Below are 19,159 nucleotides of genomic sequence, written 5' to 3'. Positions count from 1 at the left end.
GCGTCGACCTCGGCAACGCTCGCCAAAGGCACTCGCGACGAAACCGCGCCGGTCGCCGGATTGAACACGTCGCCGAAACGGTCGCTCGTACCTTCAACCTTCTGACCGCCGATGAAATGCGACAGCGCTCCGACCTGCGTTTCGCTCTGATGTGACTCGCCCATGTGCGTCTCCGAGGATATGGTTTTCTCAACGAAGAGTAGCGCCGCCGGTCCCCTTGATCCAATGAGATATGTTCAATAGAGATATAAGACGCGCTAATATCAGCCGATGGACTACACCCTGCTCCGCGCGTTCGCCGCGGTCGCCCGCGAGGGAAATCTCACGCGTGCCGCCGCGCAACTGCATCTCACGCAGCCCGCCGTCAGCCTCCAGATCAAAAATCTGCAGGAGGCGTTGGGCGTCGTGCTGTTTTCGCGGACCTCGCACGGCCTGCTGCTCACGCGCGACGGCGAAGCGCTGCTGCCGCACGCCGAACGCGCGCTCGCCGCGGCGAACGACGTGTGGCGCGCCGCTGCTGCATTGCGGCATGTCGTGCGCGGGCGCTTGCGAATCGGGACGATCCTCGATCCCGACTTCCTGCGTCTCGGCGGCTTTCTGCGGCAACTGGTCGAAACGTATCCGCAGATCGAGACGGCGCTTCGGCACGGCATGTCGGGCTGGGTGCGCGAACGCGTGAAGGCCGGCGATCTCGATGTCGGGTTTTACATCGGCAACCCGGCCGCCGACGATCCGCGCGACGGCGAGCGTTTTCACGTCGTGTCGCTGACGCCGTATCTCTATCGCGTGTTGGCGCCGGCCGGCTGGAACCATCGCGTGAACAAGGGCAAGCGCGACTGGGCGATGCTCGCCAAATTGCCGTGGATCTGGACGCCACCCGAATCGGCGCACAACCGGCTGCTGTCGCGCATTTTCGATGCGGCGGGCGTGACGCCCGTGATCGTCGCGGAAGTGGATCAGGAGCCGTCGATGCTCGATCTCGTGAAATCGGGCGTCGGCCTTTCGCTCGCGCGCGACTCGATCGCGCTCGCGCAGGCGCATGCACACGCGTTGACGATCGTCGAAGGGATGACGGTGCCGACGCAGTTGTCGTTCATCGCGCTCGCCGAGCGCCGCGAGGAGCCGGTGATCGCCGCCGCGTTGCGGCTGATCGAAGACCAGTGGTCGGTGTGAGGGATTCAAGCGCCGGTCATCGAAATTTTGTTAGTCTGAGTGCTGACGTTTTCAGGCTTTCCCACCCGGCTTCCAGGAGTCCCTCCCATATGGCACGCAATATCGAAATCAAGGCCCGAGCGCATCAGTTCGACGCGCTTCGTGAACAGGCCGCCGCGCTCGCGTCCGAGGCGCCCCTCATCTTTCGCCAACAGGATTTCTTCTACGACGTCCCGACCGGCCGCCTCAAACTGCGTCAATTCGACGACGGCACGCCCTCCGAACTGATCTTCTACCAGCGCGACGACCGCGACGGCCCGAAGGTTTCCTACTACTCACGCAGCCCGGTGACCAATCCCGAAGCGATGCACGCACTGCTCGCACAGGCGCTGAAGACGCGCGGCATCGTCTCGAAGGAGCGTCACGTGTATCTGGTCGGGCGCACGCGCATCCACCTCGACCGGGTCGACGGCCTCGGCGATTTCATCGAACTGGAAGTGCTGCTGGGACAGGACGACGACGAAGTCGGCGGCGAGAAGGAAGCGCACGATATGTTCGCGCGCCTGGGCGTGGCGCAAAGCGACCTGGTGCCGGTCGCGTATGTCGATCTGCTGGGTCAGCCCGCCTGATCAGGCTTGCGGACCACCCGAGAGGTGGCCGAGCGGCAGCGGCCCGTTACGCTTGAACGTGGTCAGGACGATGTTCGAGCGCACGCTGTCGACCCCGGGCACGCGCATCAGCTTCTTCATCACGAACGTCGACAGCGCGCTGAGGTCGGGCGCGACGATGCGCAGCAGATAGTCGGCGTCGCCCACCGTCGCATGGCATTCCAGCACTTCGGGGAGCATCTCGATCTGCTGCTGGAACTGCTCGATGATCGAATCGCCGTGATGCTTGAGCTTGAGACTCGTGAACGCCGTTACGCCGAGGCCGAGTTTCTCCGGCCGCAGCATGACCCGATACCCCTCGATCACGCCCGTCGATTCGAGCCGCTGAAGACGCCGGCCGATTTGCGACGGCGACAGCGGCACTTGCTCGCCCAATTGCTGATGCGTGGCTCGTCCAAAGCGCTGGAGCACGTCGAGAAGCGCGAGATCGAAGTGATCGAGTTCAATCATGATGGTTTTCTGCGGAAAATCGCCTATCGTGCAATTTTAATGCATCGCGTGCGGCGAGCCTCCGATGCCTACATTCGCAAGAGAGGTAACAACCGTATTACCAACAATGACAGCGGTGAAAGGACCGATAGTGGTCCAAAACCCGGATAAATGCCTGTTCGAAAGCTGATTCGAACGGAACCGCAAGGCAAAAGGCCCAGTTTCCTTTCAATCGGAAAGGCCGGCCCTGATTCGCTCGTAAGCTTCCCACGCGGCCCGCGCTTTGGGGTCTAAACGCTCCGACGGCATCGATGTGGCACGCTGTACAATCAGCAGCGCATAGGGCCTGGACAGCGCGCTCGCCTCATCGCAAAGGCTTGGTTCATCGCCGCTCGACGGCGAGCGATTGCGCCAGAAATTGATCGCGGCTTCGAGTTCGTGGATCGGGATTTCGGGCATGTCCGGGCAGAAGGATCTTCGGTTCACGACGCGCGCGGCAAAACGCGAATGCCGCGGCGTGCCGCCTTTGACGTAAGCGTTTTGATCTGGCCCGAACCCGCGCCGCCGCGTCGACGTTCCCACCGGTCCGCGCCCGGTTCGAGCTCAACCCATTGTACTTGAGCGACTTCCATGCGAATCCTTCTGATCGAAGACGACCGCCCCATTGCGCGCGGCATCCAAAGCAGCCTAGAAACGTCCGGCTTCACGGTCGACATGGTCCACGACGGCATCTTCGCCGAGCAGGCGCTCGCGCAGAATCGCCATGAACTCGTGATCCTCGATCTCGGCCTGCCGGGCATCGACGGCATGACCTTGCTCGCGCGCTTTCGCCAGAGCAACCGCCACACGCCGGTGATCATCCTCACCGCGCGGGACGAACTGCACGATCGCGTGCAGGGCCTGAACAGCGGCGCCGACGACTACATGCTCAAGCCGTTCGAGCCACAGGAACTGGAAGCGCGCATCCGCGCCGTGATGCGCCGCAGCGGTCCGCATGGCGACGTGCCGCGTCCGGAAGTGTCGCTGGGCGGCTTGCGCCTGTCGGGTGTCGATCGGCGCATCTTCAACGACGAAAAGCCGCTCGAACTGTCGCCGCGCGAATTCGCCGTGCTCGAAATGCTGCTGCTGCGCCATGGCCGCGTGGTCAGCAAGGCGCAGTTGCAGGATCACCTGACGCATTTCGGCGGCGATCTCGGCGATACCGCGATCGAGGTGTACGTGCACCGAGTGCGCAAAAAGCTGGAGAACACCCGGGTCGAGATCGTGACGGTGCGTGGCTTTGGCTATCTGCTTCAGGAGATCCGGCAGGCCGCGTGAGCGGTCGTCCGTAGAACGTCTTGCGACTCCCATCCCGGCGCGCGAGCGACGAACGCTTCGCTCGCGATGACTGGCTTCACCTGGCGCGCTCGAAGGTGACCAGCTCAACCGTTCCGCCGAGCCTCAGGCGGTCCCTGCTGCGGCGCCTTGCGGCGCCGCTGTCCCTGCTCGCGCTGATGAGCGGCCTGATGGCGTACTGGCTCGCGTGGCAGTACACGCAGCACGTCGTCGACCGCTCGCTCGCCGACCTCGCCACCGCCATTTCCCGGCAGATCCAGCTTGCCGGTGTCGACGCGCCCGTGACCGTCCCGCCGCTCGCGCAGGCGATGTTCTCCGATCCGATCGAGCAACTGATCTACCGCATCAGCGACGGCGAGAACGAAATCGCCGGCGAGCCCGATCTGCCGCTTACCGGCACGAGCGTGCGCCGCATCCACTATGCGTACGTGTTCGAAACCCATTACCAGGGCCTGAGCGTGCGCGCGGCGCAGGTGCGCGTCGACCAGCCGCACGGCAATCCGATCGTCGTGGAGGTGGCGCAGCGCGTCGGCTCGCGATATCGCATCGCGGTCGAGTTCCTGTTCGCGATCATGATGCCGCTGCTGCTCCTGCTGCTGGCCGGCTGGGTGATCGTATGGCGCGTCGTGAACCAGCAGCTCAATCCGCTGACCGATCTCGCTGACACGCTCAATCAGCAAACGCATACCTCGCTCGAACCGGTCGACGAAACGCTCGTGCCGGTGGAGATTCGTCCGCTGACGAGCGCGATGAACGCCCTGCTCGAACGCCTGAAGACCGCGCTCGACGCACAGCGCAAGTTCATCGCCGATGCCGCGCATCAGTTGCGCACGCCGCTCACCGCCGTGAAGTTGCACGCCGAGCAGGCGATGACCGCCCGCGATCCGGCGAAGGCCCTCGATGCCATTAAGGAATTGCGGGCGTCGGCGGATCGCGCGGTGCGGCTGTCGAATCAGTTGCTGTCGCTTGCGCGCGCCGAACCCGGCGAACAGGCCGCGCGCTTCGCCGATTTCGACTTCGCCGCGCTCGCGTTCGAGACTGGCGCGGAATGGGTGCCGCGCGCGCTGACGGTGTCGGTCGATATGGGCTTTCAACGCCTCGACGATCCCGAGAACGAGGATCCGCTGATCGTGCGCGGCAACGTGGTGCTGGTGCGCGAGGTCATCGCCAATCTGATCGACAACGCGCTCAAGTACATTCCGCCGTTTCGCCAGGATCGCGCGCGCGTGACCTTGAGTGTGACGGAATTCATCGATGCGTCGGGCCGGCGCTTCGGCGAGCTCGCCGTCGAAGACAACGGCCCGGGCGTGCCGCACGACCAGCAGCCGGATCTCTTCAAGCGCTTCTTTCGCGGCGACGGACAAACCGTGGAAGGCGGTGCGGGCCTGGGTCTCGCAATCGTGCACGACATCATGGTGCTGCACGGCGGCAGCGTGCATTACGAAGACGCGCCCGAAAGCGGCGCGCGCTTTGTCGTGCGCATGCCGCTGAAGCCGCGCGGGCCGGGCCCCGTCCCGGGAGCCACCCCCACGCTATGAAAAAAGCCACGGCAGCGCTGCCGTGGCTTTTTTCTGTCCCAAGGCTCGCGATGCCTACTTCTTCTTCAACGCGAGCATCGTCCCCCGGCACTTCTTCGATCCACAGCGGCACTCGTATTCTTTCTTGAGCTTCTTCGTGATGCGACCGTCGATGACGAGACCGTAGTCGTAGTACAGCTCCTCATCCGGTTCGATGTCGCGAAGCGCGTGAATGAATACGCGGCCGTCCGCTTCCTCGGCCTCGCAATTCGGCGCGCAGGAATGGTTGATGTATTTCGCGCTGTTGCCGTCGACTTTGCCGTCGATCACGCGGCCGTCGTCGAGTGCGAAGTAGAACGTGTGGTTCGGTTCGTCCGGATTGTGCGGATGCCGGCGCAGCGCTTCTTTCCACGAAATGCGCTCGCCCTTGTATTCCATCACCTGCTCGCCCGCCGCAATCCGCCTTGCGGCAAACACGCCCTTGCCATGCACGCCCGAGCGGCGAACGGTGACCCTGCGTGAACTCATCGAATGAATCCTTAAATAACGATCGGTGTGGAAGGTTGAATGACGCCCGCGCCGGCCTGTCGCTCACGTCTCATGCCTCATGCCTCGTGCCTCATGCGTTGTGACGCATGTCACGAGATGCGGGAAGCGAGCGGACGGCAACGGAATGAAAAAACGCGGCGGCCTCAAAGGCGCCGCGTTCATCGTGTCGGGCGCATCGAGCGCTCGAACAATCGGCATCGTACACGCTAGGCGCGCCCGAATTCAACCGTCCGGAGCCCTCGGCGATACGCGCGGATTGACCCGCAGCCGCAGTCAGCGCTGGCCGAACGAGATGTCGCCGAAGAGCGCCTTCTGTTCGCGCGGCTGCGAGCGCCAGTATTGCGGCGGCGCATCGACGGTCGCGCCCAGTTGTCCCGCCGCATGCCACGGCCAGCGCGGGTTATAGAGCATCGCGCGCGCCATCGCGATGAAGTCGGCCTCGCCGTTCTCGATGATTTCCTCGGCGTGCGTCGGATCAGTGATCAGGCCGACTGCGATCGTCGGCAGGCCGGTCGCCTGCTTCACCGCCTTCGCGAACGGCACCTGGTAGCCGGGCGTGAGCGGAATCTTCTGCAGCGGCGAGACGCCGCCCGACGACACATCGATCCAGTCGACGCCGCGCTTTTTCAATTCGTCCGCGAACGCGAGGGTGTCCTCGATTCCCCAGCCGCCGTCGACCCAGTCCGACGCCGACACCCGCACGCCGAGCGGTTTGTCCGCCGGCCAGACGGCGCGCACCGCATCGAAGACTTCGAGCGGAAAGCGCATGCGGTTTTCGCGCGAGCCGCCGTATTCGTCGGTGCGCTGGTTGGCGATCGGCGAGAGGAACTGATGCAGCAGATAGCCGTGCGCACCATGCAATTCGAGGCCATCGATGCCGAGCCGGTCCGCGCGCTTCGCCGACGCGACGAACGCTTCGCGCACGCGCATCAGGCCGGCGGTGTCGAGAGCGAGCGGTGCCGCTTCGCCTTCCTTGTGCGGAACCGCCGACGGCGCGCACGGCAGCCATCCGCCTTCCGACACCGCGATCAACTGCCCGCCGTCCCACGGCACGTGGCTCGACGCCTTGCGGCCCGCGTGCGCAAGCTGCATCGTCACGGCGATCTTCGAATGCTTGCGGATCGCGGCGAGAACGGGCTTGAGCGCGGCTTCGGTGGCGTCGTCCCAGAGGCCCAGGTCGCCGGGCGTGATGCGGCCGTCCGGTTCGACGGCGGTCGCCTCGATGAACAGCATCGCGGCGCCCGAGAGCGCGAGGGTCCCGAGATGGATCATGTGCCATTCGTTGGCTTCGCCGCGCTCGGCGGAGTACTGGCACATCGGTGACACGACGATGCGATTGCGCAGCGTGACGCCACGCAGCGTGGCCGGTGAGAACAACGCGCTCATGACGAGTGTCCGGTGAGGAAAATTGCGATCGAGAATAGCACTTCGCTTTTGTTCCTGCAGATCGCTTGCAGGCCGTGAAACGCTTCAGCCGTTCGCGGGCGTATCGAGGCGGCTCGACCACGATTCGACCTCGCCGCTCGCCAGGCGCTTCGCGGCGGTGTTGCGCCAGGACGCCGTAAGCGTGTCGAGCGTCGCCATCTGTTCGAGCGAAGCGCGGTCGTTGCGATCGACGTAGAGCACGCGCAAGAGCCGCGCGACCGTCCATTCCGGATGCGGCCGCGCGAGCCGTTCGACGGCATCGCCCGCGCCGATCTCGCCCGGTTCCAGCACGCGGTAATACCAGCCGGTGCGGCGCGTCTCCTGCACGCGGCGCGACATGTCGTCGCGCGAGAAGCGCAGGTTGAGCTTCCAGCACGGCTGGCGCGCCTGCGACACCTGCACGATCGCCGTGCCGATGCGAAACACATCGCCGACGCAGACATCGTTTTCATCGATGCCGCGCGTCGACAGGTTTTCCCCGAAAGCGCCCGGCGTCTGAAAACGTTCGAGCCCGCTGGCGCCGACGATCCATTCTTCACGCCACGTCGCGTAGTGATCGAACGAATAGTGGTGCAGCGCTTTCTCCGGGCCGCCGTGATGCTTGCGTTCGCACTGCTCGTCGCCTTCGATGCCGGTTTCGCCGACGCGCACGCGCTCGCGCACCGGCGTCTTGTGAATCGCGCTGCGCTTGCCGTGCGCACCCAGCGGCGCGACCTGGCCGACGAGCACGGCATCGAGAATTGTCTGCATGAAATCCAAAGCCTAGCGTTGCCTGAAATCGAACTGGTCGAGCCATTCGCCGAACATCGCGCGCGCCGCGCGCTCGAGTCCCGGGCCGAAGCGCGCGGTATCCGCGCGCAGGCGCGTCGCGCTCGTGCCGCTTTGCGCGATGTCGCCGGGATAGGCGACGAGCCAGCTTTCGAAACGGTCGGCGAGCACTTCGGGATGGCACTGGAGCGCAAGCACATGCCGGCCCCACGTGAACGCCTGGTTCGCGCAGGCGGGCGTCGAGGCCAGATGCATCGCGCCGTTGGGGAGATCGAAGGTGTCGCCGTGCCAGTGAAAGACAGGCGTCGATTGGCCGTCTGCTTCGAGATGCCGGAGCGCCGACGCCCGGCCGGCATCGGTGAGCGCGAGCGGCGCCCAGCCGAGTTCCCGTTCCGCCGCCGGATAGACGCGCGCACCGAGCGAGCGCGCGATCAACTGCGCGCCGAGGCAGATGCCGATGGTCGGCAGCCCGGCCGCGATGCGCTTTTCCAGCATCGAGAGCAGCGGCGTGAGGTGCGGATAACTGGCTTCGTCGTGGGCGCCGATCGGGCCGCCGAGCACGACCATCAGCGACGGATCGAGCGGATTCGGGGCGTCGATGCGGCCACGGCCGACGTCGAGATAACGCACGAAATGGCCGCGGTCGCCGAGTGCCAGTTCGAGATTGCCCAGATCTTCGAAGTAAACGTGGCGAATCGCCAGGACTTCATGTTTCATCGGCAGGATTCCGTGGCTTGGTGGCTGCGAATGGGAGACCCGCCGCGCCGCCGCAATGGGGGCGCGACCGGCACAGTCTAACCGACTCGCAGCGAAGCGCCCATCCCTGCCGGATGGGCGCTCAGGCCAAGATTCAAGCCACCTGGGCGAAAAGCTTCCAGCTCTTCTTCTGCGTGGCGACGTCCGCTTCTTCGTATACCGAACAATCGAGGCGCAGATCGGTGTCGGCCATCGAAATCTGCAGAAGCGCGCAGTGATGCGGCGTTTTCTTAGGATTCTTGCTAGCCTCGAAATGCGAGCACGACAGACACATGCGGTGCGCCGGAATCTGTTCCTGCGTCTCGAGCTGGCGGATGGTCTTGAGCAGCGTCCGGTAGAAGGCGGCTTGTTCGTCGACGCGCAATGTGCCGACTGCCTTCGCCAGAAATTCCGGCCATTGCAGCGCGCGCTTGGCCGCCGTGCGGCCGCGCGCGGTCAGACGGACCGCGAGCGCACGGCCATCGTCGATCGCACGGCGCTTCTCGACCAGACCCTTGCCCTCCAGCGTGCTCACCGCGTCGCTGGTGGTCGCGGCCGTCAACGCGGTTTCGCGTGCGATCTCGCCGAGCCGCATCGGCCCTCTGCGCTGCATCAGCAGCACGAGGATTTCACCCTGGGTCGGCGTGAGCCCGACGCCTTCCGCCCATTCCCATGCCTGGCTGCGCATCGCCGTGCTCAGCCGCAGCAGGCCGTGGGTCACCCGCCCCGTCGCCTGCTCTCCGTAAACGCCTTCGCTCATAATCTTCCGCTTCTTGTTCCGCTTATGTGTTTTGACAACGGACATCCCGCAAACGATCCGCAGGCTCTTGCTCCGACCAATTTTCAGCCGGATACCCCGTTGTCTCAAAATTCAGGCGTACCAATCCAACTTCGTAGCGCCCGATGGGACGTTGCACTCTCATCGCGCCTTATTGTCTTGCAGCTGGCGCTTCCTTTTTTTCCTGCCCATCCCGGTTACGCAGATCGGCAAAGACCACATTCTAAGCGACACAGAACAAACGTACACCTTAGTTATTCACGCGACACTGTGGATAACCCGTGGGAAAACTCATCTTTTTGTTGTGCGCGGATTCTTGATAAGTCGCCGACTCGACTTGGACGCTGTTTCGTTGTCCCGGGTTCCGGCACATGATACACGCCGGTTACGCAGACTTATCTCCCTGCTAGCACCTTGACTTTATTTGGCTTTTTGCAGTTGTCCACAGAATCCGGCGATGCTTGTTAACTACTATTACGTATGTATACGGCCTGTCAAAGGTAAACCTTAGAGGCGCCTCGTCGGAAGCGCGGGAACGTCGGGATCAGAAAATTTCGAAAAAAAACCCGCTCGAAAGCGGGTTCTCCGGATGACGGCATCGCGCCTTCATTGGCGCCACTGAATGCATTGCTGCCGCACAGCTTCATGCAGCGACTTTTCCTTGTGGAAGACGCCACGCAGCCACGTCGCATCGTTGCTGCCGCGGGTGATGTCGCCGACCTGCTTCAGCGCTTCGGTCGAACCCAGCGCCTCGGCGTGCGGCGCGAGGACGTCGAGCGTCGCGAGGATGTCTTCGGCGATGGTCCGGCGCTCGCCCGTCTGCGGATTGATGCAGACGCCTTCCAGTCCGAAGCGGCACGCCTCGAAGCGGTTGAAGGTGTAGACGAGGTAATCGTCTTCCTTGAGCGTGAGCGGCTTGTCGAGCAGAAGATAGCGCGCGAGCGTCTGGATATAGCACGCGATCGCGGCCGCGCGATCCACCGACAGCGGCGTATCCATCACGCGGACCTCGATCGTGCCGAAACCGGGCTTCGGCCGGATGTCCCAGTAGAAGTCCTTCATGCTGTTGACGACGCCCGTGCTCACCATCTTCGAGAAATATTCCTCGAAGCTGTCCCACGTGAGCGCGAACGGCGCGCGGCCCGACAGCGGAAACGCGAACACCGAATTCAGCCGCGCCGAGTGAAAGCCGGTATCGACGCCCTGGATGTACGGCGATGAAGCCGAAAGCGCGATGAAATGGGGGATGAAGCGCGACATCGAATGCAGCAGGAACAGCGCGCTGTTCGGATCCGGGCAGCCGATATGCACGTGCTGGCCGAACACGGTGAACTGCTTGGCGAGATAGCCGTAAAGCTCCGAGATGTACTGGAAACGCGGGGTGTCGAAGATCTGACGCTCGCTCCATTGCTGGAACGCGTGCGTGCCGCCGCCGCACAGGCCGACGTTCAACTGGTCCGCCGCCTTGACGAGCGTGTCGCGGATCGCGCGCAGATCGGTGACGGCCTGCTCGTGCGTCGTGCAGATGCCCGTCGACAGTTCGATCATGCTTTCCGTGATTTCGGGCGTGATGTTGCCCGGAATCTTTTCGTCCTTGATGAGGCGCATCAGGTCGGATGCGGCCTTGGTCAAGTCATAGTCGTGCGTATTGACGACCTGGATTTCCAGTTCGACGCCGAACGTGAACGGTTCAGAGTTGATGAAGGGTTCGAGTGACATGACGCCTCTTGATTAATCGATGCTTTTCATTGACCGCGCGTGGATTCGCATTGATTTGCGCTGCTTCGCGTGGGTCATCATTCGCGTCGTTCGCCGACGGCCGACAGGCTGCGATACACGACAAACGGCGCCACGACCTGCAGCACGACAATCGAACACATGACGATCGCGCGCAGTTTCGGGTCGTAGTCCGGATAAAGCACATACATGTCGTCAACGAGCAGGTACGCGAGCGCCGACATCGGCGTGAGCGAGACGCCGAGCGCCACGCCCTGCTTCCAGTCGAGCCCGCTCGGCTTCGCGAAGATCAGCACGCCGACCAGTTTGCCGAAGAAACGCGCCGCGATCAGTGCGAGCGCCGCCACGCCGCCGAGCGCGATGTCGCCCCATTCGAATGCGGTGAGCGTCAGCGCGAACAGGATCACCGTCAGCAGCCATCCGGCCGAACCGAAATGCGTCGGCCAGAGTTGCGGGCGCTCGTCGGCGTTCTTCACGATGATGCCGGCGGCAAGCAACGCGAGAATCGTCGAAAGCTTGAAGAGATGCGCGACCGCGATTGCCAGCAGCACGAGCCCGAACAATGCGACGAATGAATGTTCGTCGTTCACGTTCAGGCGCCCGTACAGCAGATTGCACGCACGCGCGAGCAGGAACGCGAGCACGAGCGAGCCGATCAGCAGGTAAAGCGGCTGGACGATGGTCGCGAACGTGTTGCCGTAGATTTCCTGATGCAGCACGCCGGCCGCCAGTTTTTCCACCACCACGGCGTACATGCTGTTCAACGCGGTCAGCGTCAGAAGACGCTGCGTGACCTGGCCTTCGGCGCGCAATTCGGTCTTGAGCTGGATCACCATCGCGGGCGAGGTCGCCATCGCGATCGCGGCGATCACGACCGACTGCATCGTCGGCACGTTGCACAGCATCAGCGCGATCAGTACGAGGCCGAACGTCAGCGTGGACTCCGCGATGCTCGACAGGATCAGGTAAGGATTGCGGCGAATCCAGCGCAGGTCGAGCCGGCTGCCGAGTTCGAACAGCAGCAGGCCAAGCGCGACATCGAGCAGCGGCCGGGAGAGTCCGGCATCGCTCACGTCGATCACGCTGAACCCCGCGTTGCCCGCGATCAGGCCGATCACCGCATAGCCGGTGATGCGCGGCAGGCGCCAGGCGCGCCACAGCAATTCGCCACAGAGGCCCGCGGCGACGAGCGCGATGCCGGCCCAGAAGATGGCGTCGGGCACGAGCGGCCAGGCGGGTAAAAATGAAAATGCCGAATTCATCGTGTTGGCTTCTCCTTCAGCTTCCAGCAGATGGAGCACGTGAGCTGCTACGTGACTTGGCGTGTACAGCGAAACGCTCGCGGACAAAGCGACTCGTCCGACAGATCGAGCGTTGCTTTACTCAGGCGAAACGAAATTCGAACCGAACACGGCGTCACGAACAGACCGTGCATTGATTAGGACGTTGCGCCGGCCGCGCCAGAGGACCGTGCGCACCGTTCGTCTTGTCGACAGCGGTAGCGAACGAACCCCCGTTCGAGCGCAAGACCGGACACAGCGAACGATAGCGTTGGCGTTGATGATCAGATTCTGACCTCACGTCCATCGTTCCATTGAAGGCGGACACCGCGTGAGCGATGTGACGCGGGAAGAAGGGCGATTGTGCCATAGGTCGAAACACATGACAGAGAAGTGCGGATGATCGAGTCAATCTGGTAAATCGAACCGGTTGCTTGAACGGACCCGGAAAAAAGCTCGCGAAGCGCGCCGGATGTCGTTTTCACCTCTGCCGATGGCCCTCGGTTCAGGTGTTTACATGTTTACCGTATGTATACGTAGTAGCAGTTAACAAGGGCAGCCCGTTTCTGTGGATAACTTGAATTTTCAGCTTGCATTCAAGGACTTGAAGAAAGCAAAAGCCGACAGTGAAGATGTGAGCGGCGCATCGCGAAGTCGGAACAACTTTTTCTCCGGCGACCGGCGAAAGGAGTTGTCCCGTTTACGCCCACAGCGAGTTCACAAGTCTTTCGCCCGCTCTCCAAAGTGTTATCCACAGGCTTCGGTGGATAACGCCGGCCGGTGCCAAGCTTGTCACGATTGCGTGAATTCGCCGTGTCGCAATGCGCGCAAGAGAAAGCGCGCGGGGTCCAAGGCTTCGGCCAGCTCGCGCTCGATTGGCCACGGCTCGCCTTCGATCTGCGACGCGATCAACTCCGCTCCCAGCGCCGACCACACGAGCCCGCGCGATCCGAACGCGAACGCGCCGTACAGTCCCGTCGCGCGCGGCAGGTCGAGCGGCCATGCGCCCGACAAGCGGTTCGCGTCGGTTCGTGCGGCGGCTTCGTCGGCGAACTGGCCGATCATCGGCATGCGGTCGCTCGTCACGCAGCGAAACGCGACCCGGCCTTCGTATTGCTGTGCGGAGTCAACTATCGACGAAGGCAGCATCCGTGCGATGCGTTCGAGGTTCTCAAGATGTCCGGCGGCGCGAATCTCGCGATCCGTGCTGTCGATGTCATAGGTGGCGCCCGTCAGCGTTCGATGCGCGGCCAAGGGCACCGCGTAGCCATCGCCGATGACCGGCGCGCGCAACGCATCGAGCGGCGTATGTTCGAGCACCGTGAGCTGGCCGCGCACGCCGCGCGTCGGCTGGCCGTGAAGGTTCGCCAGCCGCATCGCGTCGTGCGCGTTCGCGAGCACGACGACCGGCGCTTGCGCGATCGTGACACCGGCTGGATCGATGGCGAGCCAGTCGCGGCCGTCATGCTCGATGCGCGCGACCTGCGTGGCAAAGCGGCGCGTGAGCGCGGCGCCCGCCGTCGCGCATTGCGCCGCGCAGATCGCGGCGGGCGAGATCGCACCGCCGCGCGGAAAAAACCAGCCGCCGCGCGCAACGTCGATACCGGCTATACGCGATGCTTCGGCCTGCGTCGCCGCGACGGCATAGGACGGTGGCAAGCCGAAGCGCGCGATGGCGTCGGCGATGGCTTGCGCGTCGTCGGGCGTGTCGGCGATCTGGAGCAGGCCGTCGCGGGTGCGCAGCAAGTCGTGGCCCGCGTTTTCGAGTTCGGTCCAGTGACGCAACGCGTAGAGGAAACACGCGCGCGTGAGGCGGGCGGCGATGCTGTCGTCGCGCCAGACGATCGGATGAAACACGCCGGCTGGATTGCCGGAGGCATCGCGTGCGACGCCGTCGTGACGGTCGACCAGCGTGATGCGCCAGCCGCGCGACGCGAGGCGCGCGGTGACCGCGCAGCCGGCGAGCCCGGCGCCGATCACGATGGCGTGCCGGTCCGGTGCTGCGACGGCGAGCGGCGGTTCGTGCCGCCGCACGCGCCAGCGCGGCGCGAAGCGGGCGGTGAAGGGCGCTTGCGCTTCTTGCGTCGCCTGATCGCAAACAAAACCGGCAGCTTCAAGCGAGCGCCGCAACATCGGATGACGGTCGGCGACGACCGTCGCGTTTTCACCCGCGACGCGCGCAAGCGTCTTGCACACCGAACGCGGATCGTCGGCGGGATCGACGCGAAGATTGAACGCGTCGGCGCGCAGCCAGAGCTTTTGCAGCACGTCCGCGACATCGCCGACGGCCAGCGTCAGCACGACGCGTCCCGCCTCGAATTCCAGCCGATGCACGCCCGTCACGCGCATCGGCCATGCGTCGGCAAGAAGCACCGCAAGCGGCCCGGACTCTACGGCCGGCACGCGATCGAGCATACCCGGCGACCCCGCCGACACGAAATGCAGACGCTCGCAACGCGCGGTATCGGCGCGCCATGCGGTCCATGCTTCGAGGAAGGCGCGGGCATCGCCGAAATGCGTATCGACGATCACGAAATTGCGCCGTCCGCCCCAGGCGCGGGGCAGGTCATGCAGGGTGAAGAACGGATGGGTCATTCAATGGACGCAATGCGGTTCAGCGAACCGCGCAGGTGAAGGAACGTCTTCGAAAACGCGTCACGATGAAGCCGATTTCGCGGCGTGCTGCATCGCGTCCTTCGCGGCGGCATCGAGCAAGAGCGGCTCGAGCGCATAGCCCGCCGCGCGCCATGCGGCGAGACCGCCCGCGAGCGGCGCGACATCGGCGAATCCGTGCGCCTTCAGTTCCTCCGTGGCGAGCGCCGCCGAGATCTCGTTCGGACAATCGCAGTACATCACGAGCTTGCGGTCGCGGGGCAGGGCGGCGAGTTGCGGTACGGCGTCGCCGTCGCGCAGCGCGAGCGCGCCGGGAATCACGAACGGATCGATCGCGCGGCCCACCTCGCGCCGGACGTCGACGATCACCGGCGGCGGCTCGCCGTCCAGCAGCGCACGCAATTGCCGGATGTCGATGCGCGTCATGCGCAGCCGCCGCAGCAGCGACATGCGCCGCCACCATCTCACGCCCACATACGCCACCAGCGCCGCGCCGACGACCCCGAGCGCGCCGCGCCCGAGCCAGTCGAGCCAGGCGAGGACCGTGTCGACGGCGGTCGCGAACATCGTGCCGAGCGCAACGCCGAGCCCGGCCCACAGCGCGCAGCCGATCGTGTCATAGAAGAGGAAGCTGCCGAAGCCGGCACCGGTCGCGCCTGCCACCGGAATCGCGAGCGTCGACAAGCCGGGGATGAACTTCGATACCGTCAGCACCCGCAGGCCGAAGCGCCCGAAGAAATCCAGGCTTCGGGATACGCACGTATCGCGCGACATCGAGAGCGTGCAGAGGAACCGCAGGACCCGGTTGCCGTAGCGCTTGCCGAGCCAGAACCAGAGCATGTCGCCGAGCAGGGCGGCGATCATCGCGACGGCCACGATCGCGAGCAAAGGCAATTGGGGAAGCCACCCATCGGGGGCCGAAACGGGGCTCGCGGCGAACGTGATCGCACCCGTGAGAATCAAGGTGGGCAAGGCTGGAAGGGGTAGCCCGAGGGACTCCAGCAGGACGTTGGCAAAAACCAACGGCAACCCGTATTCGGCAATGAGCTCACGTAGCATGGACTGGACCCGGGACCCGGACGCCGGCAAAAATCCAAAAGGCGCCCGAAAATTAAGGGTAAATCTTTGAAACCCTTATCCTGATTGGGTTTGCGCTGCGCTATGATACCAAGCGCCGCATAGAGAGACGGCAGGACGGCCATGATGTGGAGCAACGCCAGATCAGCGGCCGGGGGCGCCGGAATGCCGCCACCGCTCGACTGCACGGCCCGCGCACGTATAATCGGCGCGTTCGCGCTGTTCGTGTCAACCTAAACTGATAAAGGAACCTTAATGAACAAACAGGAACTGATCGACGCCGTGGCCGCTCAGACCGGCGCCAGCAAGGCTCAAACCGGTGAAACGCTGGACACGCTGCTCGAAGTGATCAAGAAGGCTGTATCGAAGGGTGACGCTGTGCAGTTGATCGGCTTTGGCAGCTTCGGCTCGGGCAAGCGCGCAGCGCGCACCGGCCGCAACCCGAAGACCGGCGAATCCATCAAGATTCCGGCCGCCAAGACCGTCAAGTTTACGGCTGGCAAGGCATTCAAGGACGCAGTGAACAAGCGCTAAGTTTCGTGCCGATTGTCGGGCTGCCTGACCGGGGCGCCCTTGGCCGGTGCGTTGCAGCAAGCTGGATGAGTTGGGAACCGAGCTGGAACGAGTTGTAAATCACCCGCCGCTGCCGGCGGGTTTTTTTTCGTGTGCGCCTGTCACGCTATCAAGCCGTTCAGTGCATGGGATGCCCGCAATCGCAGTCGTCGTCATGGTCGTGGTCATGCGTGTGTTCTTCGATGTCCCATGAGGGGAACGGGTCGCTGAAGCGCTTCCATCCTTCGGGGCCCTGCGCCCATTCCTCATCGGTGAGAAGACAGGCGTCGAACTTGCCGCGCCACGCGTCAGCATCGAGATCCGTGCCGATCAGCACGAGTTCCTGACGACGGTCGCCGACCGTCATGTCGTCGGGATCGCCGTACCAGTCCTGCACGATTTCCGCCTCCAGTTCCGCATCGCCCGTCGGCCATTCGCTGCGATCCTGCGCGGCCCACCAGACGCCCGCCGGACCATGACGGCATGCGCCACCCGCCTGCGACAACGTCCCGCCGACGTCATTGCGCGTCGCCAGCCAGAAGAAGCCCTTGCTGCGCAGCACGTGCGGCCATTCCTCGTGCAGGAGCGTCCACAGACGCTCGGGATGAAACGGCCGGCGCGCCCGATAGACGAGATGCGCGAGATCCTCTTGCTCATCTTCAGCGCCAGGTTCGTCGGGGTTGTCCTCAGCATGCAGCGTCACGAGCCAGCCGGCCGCGCTCGCCGTTTCGTCGAAATCGAAGCGTTCCGTATTCACGACCTCGGCCGGGGCGACGTCGCCGAAGCGCGCGTCGATCAACACCGCGCGCGGGTTGAGCGCGTGCAGGACCTGCCTGAGACGCACGAGCGCATCGGCGCTGACGAGATCCGTCTTGTTCACGACGATCACATCGCAGAATTCGACCTGTTCGACGAGCACCTCGACGATGGTGCGATCGTCGTGTTCGTCGTCCTCGATGCCGCGCTCGGCGAGCGACTCCGTGCGTGCGTAGTCGCGCAGGAAACCCGCTGCGTCGACGACCGTCACCATCGTGTCGAGGCGCACGATATCCGCGAAAGCTTCTTCGCCTTCGCTTTCCGCAAGCGCGAGGCTTTCGGCGACCCGAACCGGATCGGTGATACCCGACGATTCGACCACGACCGCGTCGAAACGGCTTTCGGCGGCAAGCCGCTCGATGGTGGCCGCGAGGTCGTCACGCAGGACGTGGCGCTCGCATCCGTTCGACATCTCGATCGACTGGGCGTCGGCCGGATCGCTGACGATGGCCGCGATCCGCAGTCCGTCGCCGTTCGCGAGCAGGTGATTCAGAAGCGAGGTCTTGCCCGCGCCGGAAAATCCGGAGAGCACGGTGACTGGCAGAGGTGACTGGTTCATCGCAAAGGGGAGGTGAGGAGTGGCGCCGGGAGCAGCGGGCGCGAAGCCAACGCGAATGGCGAACGTGCAACGGCGGTTGTCTCAGGGCGCGGGCGCGCACCGTTGCTGAAAAGGGGATTGTGCATCAAAAGGCGGGCGTACCGTCGCGGCGGGCGTCGCTCGACGAACAGCTGCAAACAGCGGCGGACCGCTTCAGCGCGAAGCCTGGAGCAGCTTCCAGCGGCTGAGAATGCCGATGATCTGCCGGGAATACTTGTCCCGCTCGGCAGGCGTCTCGGAATGGTAGGCGCCGACCGCCTGCCAGCTATTGCCATACTTGTTCATCTTCTGGCGCAGATGCCAGGCCGCGACGTAGACGCTCTTGCAGGGTTCCATCAGCGTGCCGCTCGAAATGCCGTACTGCGAAAGCGTGTTGAGATGGATGGAGTTGATCTGCATCAGACCGTAGTCGATGGAGCCGTTGGCGTTCTTGTTGACGGCGTCCGGCCTGTTGTGCGATTCCTGCCAGGCGATGGCGCGCAGAATCAGCGGATTGACCTTCTGGTACTTCGCCGCCTCGTCGAAACAGTCGGCGTGCGCGGAGGCCGCCGTCCAGGCACCGACGCCGATCGCAAACCATCGCAGGAATTTCTTCATCGTATTTCGCCCCACTTGCCCGCACGGGCAAACATACCTATCCGCTGCACGCAACGCCGCCGACCCCGCCGCGTGTCGTGCATCATCGGGAAAACCCGCCTCGACACCGGCCGCCCGCAACCGGGTGTCGCCCGTATCATAACGGCAGACTATTTCGTCGATAAGTTGGCCATCGGACATACACAAGGAGTCCGGCGCCAAAGTCATACGAAAGACCGGCGCGGGCACGAATCAGCCCGGCGCGGCCGCTTTTTTTAAAGGTCTGAATAATAAGCCCTTCAGGGCGGTTAAGATTGTCGTTTTTGGCATAAAAGCGTGCCAAACCGCAGGCCGTTTATCTGTCTGACGGCAAGTTTTTCGAAAGCTTTAGGCATTCCATATTTTTGAGATCGACCGCCGTAAAGCGGACTCATTGTGACAATCCAGCCTCCAAAAGCTGCTAAGGTGCACGTTTTTGGGATACGGGCAATGACGGAAGGACCGTCTGAAATCGTTGTAGGCTGGCGCTTTCAGCGAGTTTGAAAGGCACTTGC

The 19,159-nt window shown here is 63.8% G+C and carries 18 protein-coding genes and 1 pseudogene; 5 read left to right on the top strand and 14 right to left on the bottom strand.

Translation table 11 applies throughout. The features are described 5' to 3' along the window. Positions 1 to 164 (bottom strand): annotated as a pseudogene (locus AWB68_RS46805) (methylmalonate-semialdehyde dehydrogenase (CoA acylating)); the annotation flags it as partial. 106 nt (positions 165 to 270) lie between these two features. Between AWB68_RS46805 and AWB68_RS24685 the strand changes: the two are divergent. Next, entirely contained in the window at positions 271 to 1,173 is a 903-nt protein-coding gene (locus tag AWB68_RS24685) for a LysR family transcriptional regulator (protein WP_087646971.1), read from the top strand. Between the two features lie 89 nt (positions 1,174 to 1,262). After that, on the top strand, positions 1,263 to 1,781 hold the full coding sequence (locus AWB68_RS24680; protein WP_087646970.1) for a class IV adenylate cyclase: 519 nt from the start codon (positions 1,263 to 1,265) through the stop codon (positions 1,779 to 1,781). On the opposite strand, the gene AWB68_RS24675 is transcribed toward AWB68_RS24680, so the two are convergent. Both AWB68_RS24675 and AWB68_RS24670 read right to left on the bottom strand, forming a co-directional pair. After that, the gene (locus tag AWB68_RS24675) at positions 1,782 to 2,270 is read right to left on the bottom strand and encodes an Lrp/AsnC family transcriptional regulator (protein WP_087646969.1); all 489 of its coding nucleotides are present in this window, start codon (positions 2,268 to 2,270) and stop codon (positions 1,782 to 1,784) included. Between the two features lie 207 nt (positions 2,271 to 2,477). After that, the gene (locus tag AWB68_RS24670; RefSeq protein WP_087646968.1) at positions 2,478 to 2,708 is read right to left on the bottom strand and encodes a DUF3717 domain-containing protein; all 231 of its coding nucleotides are present in this window, start codon (positions 2,706 to 2,708) and stop codon (positions 2,478 to 2,480) included. Positions 2,709 to 2,879: 171 nt separating this feature from the next. Here AWB68_RS24670 and AWB68_RS24665 point away from each other — a divergent pair, with 171 nt between their 5' ends. Further along, positions 2,880 to 3,566, top strand: coding sequence for a response regulator transcription factor (locus AWB68_RS24665; protein WP_087646967.1), 687 nt, complete (start codon positions 2,880 to 2,882; stop codon positions 3,564 to 3,566). Between the two features lie 95 nt (positions 3,567 to 3,661). Further along, on the top strand, positions 3,662 to 5,122 hold the full coding sequence (locus tag AWB68_RS24660; protein ID WP_374729603.1) for a sensor histidine kinase: 1,461 nt from the start codon (positions 3,662 to 3,664) through the stop codon (positions 5,120 to 5,122). A gap of 54 nt (positions 5,123 to 5,176) precedes the next feature. Here AWB68_RS24660 and AWB68_RS24655 read toward each other — a convergent pair whose 3' ends face one another. The 9 genes from AWB68_RS24655 to AWB68_RS24615 form a co-directional block, all read right to left on the bottom strand. Further along, a complete protein-coding gene (locus AWB68_RS24655; RefSeq protein WP_087646965.1) occupies positions 5,177 to 5,629 on the bottom strand; it encodes an SET domain-containing protein in 453 nt (150 codons plus the stop codon). 294 nt (positions 5,630 to 5,923) lie between these two features. Then, on the bottom strand, positions 5,924 to 7,036 hold the full coding sequence (locus tag AWB68_RS24650) for an NADH:flavin oxidoreductase/NADH oxidase (RefSeq protein WP_087646964.1): 1,113 nt from the start codon (positions 7,034 to 7,036) through the stop codon (positions 5,924 to 5,926). Between the two features lie 84 nt (positions 7,037 to 7,120). Further along, a complete protein-coding gene (locus tag AWB68_RS24645) occupies positions 7,121 to 7,825 on the bottom strand; it encodes an MOSC domain-containing protein (protein WP_087646975.1) in 705 nt (234 codons plus the stop codon). A gap of 12 nt (positions 7,826 to 7,837) precedes the next feature. Then, on the bottom strand, positions 7,838 to 8,560 hold the full coding sequence (locus tag AWB68_RS24640; protein ID WP_087646963.1) for a glutamine amidotransferase: 723 nt from the start codon (positions 8,558 to 8,560) through the stop codon (positions 7,838 to 7,840). A 133-nt stretch (positions 8,561 to 8,693) separates the two neighbouring features. After that, positions 8,694 to 9,338 (bottom strand): MarR family winged helix-turn-helix transcriptional regulator, encoded by a 645-nt coding sequence (locus AWB68_RS24635; protein WP_087646962.1) that lies wholly within the window; start codon positions 9,336 to 9,338, stop codon positions 8,694 to 8,696. 624 nt (positions 9,339 to 9,962) lie between these two features. Then, a complete protein-coding gene (locus AWB68_RS24630; protein WP_087646961.1) occupies positions 9,963 to 11,075 on the bottom strand; it encodes a YbdK family carboxylate-amine ligase in 1,113 nt (370 codons plus the stop codon). 77 nt (positions 11,076 to 11,152) lie between these two features. Further along, positions 11,153 to 12,355 (bottom strand): cation:proton antiporter, encoded by a 1,203-nt coding sequence (locus AWB68_RS24625; RefSeq protein ID WP_087646960.1) that lies wholly within the window; start codon positions 12,353 to 12,355, stop codon positions 11,153 to 11,155. An 810-nt stretch (positions 12,356 to 13,165) separates the two neighbouring features. After that, positions 13,166 to 14,968 carry a bifunctional tRNA (5-methylaminomethyl-2-thiouridine)(34)-methyltransferase MnmC2/FAD-dependent 5-carboxymethylaminomethyl-2-thiouridine(34) oxidoreductase MnmC1 gene (mnmC, locus tag AWB68_RS24620; RefSeq protein WP_087646959.1) on the bottom strand — a complete coding sequence of 601 codons (1,803 nt, stop codon included), beginning with the start codon at positions 14,966 to 14,968 and terminating at the stop codon, positions 13,166 to 13,168. Positions 14,969 to 15,028: 60 nt separating this feature from the next. After that, the gene (locus AWB68_RS24615; RefSeq protein WP_087646958.1) at positions 15,029 to 16,045 is read right to left on the bottom strand and encodes a VTT domain-containing protein; all 1,017 of its coding nucleotides are present in this window, start codon (positions 16,043 to 16,045) and stop codon (positions 15,029 to 15,031) included. A gap of 273 nt (positions 16,046 to 16,318) precedes the next feature. Between AWB68_RS24615 and AWB68_RS24610 the strand changes: the two genes are divergently transcribed. After that, entirely contained in the window at positions 16,319 to 16,597 is a 279-nt protein-coding gene (locus AWB68_RS24610) for an HU family DNA-binding protein (protein WP_008352404.1), read from the top strand. A gap of 157 nt (positions 16,598 to 16,754) precedes the next feature. On the opposite strand, the gene AWB68_RS24605 is transcribed toward AWB68_RS24610, so the two are convergent. Further along, on the bottom strand, positions 16,755 to 17,990 hold the full coding sequence (locus AWB68_RS24605; RefSeq protein ID WP_087646957.1) for a GTP-binding protein: 1,236 nt from the start codon (positions 17,988 to 17,990) through the stop codon (positions 16,755 to 16,757). Between the two features lie 192 nt (positions 17,991 to 18,182). Beyond that, entirely contained in the window at positions 18,183 to 18,626 is a 444-nt protein-coding gene (locus AWB68_RS24600) for a lytic transglycosylase domain-containing protein (protein ID WP_087646956.1), read from the bottom strand. Positions 18,627 to 19,159: the final 533 nt, after the last annotated feature.

Source organism: Caballeronia choica, assembly GCF_001544535.1.
In the GTDB taxonomy this organism is placed as follows: domain Bacteria; phylum Pseudomonadota; class Gammaproteobacteria; order Burkholderiales; family Burkholderiaceae; genus Caballeronia; species Caballeronia choica.
This window is presented reverse-complemented; position numbering and strand designations above follow the sequence as displayed.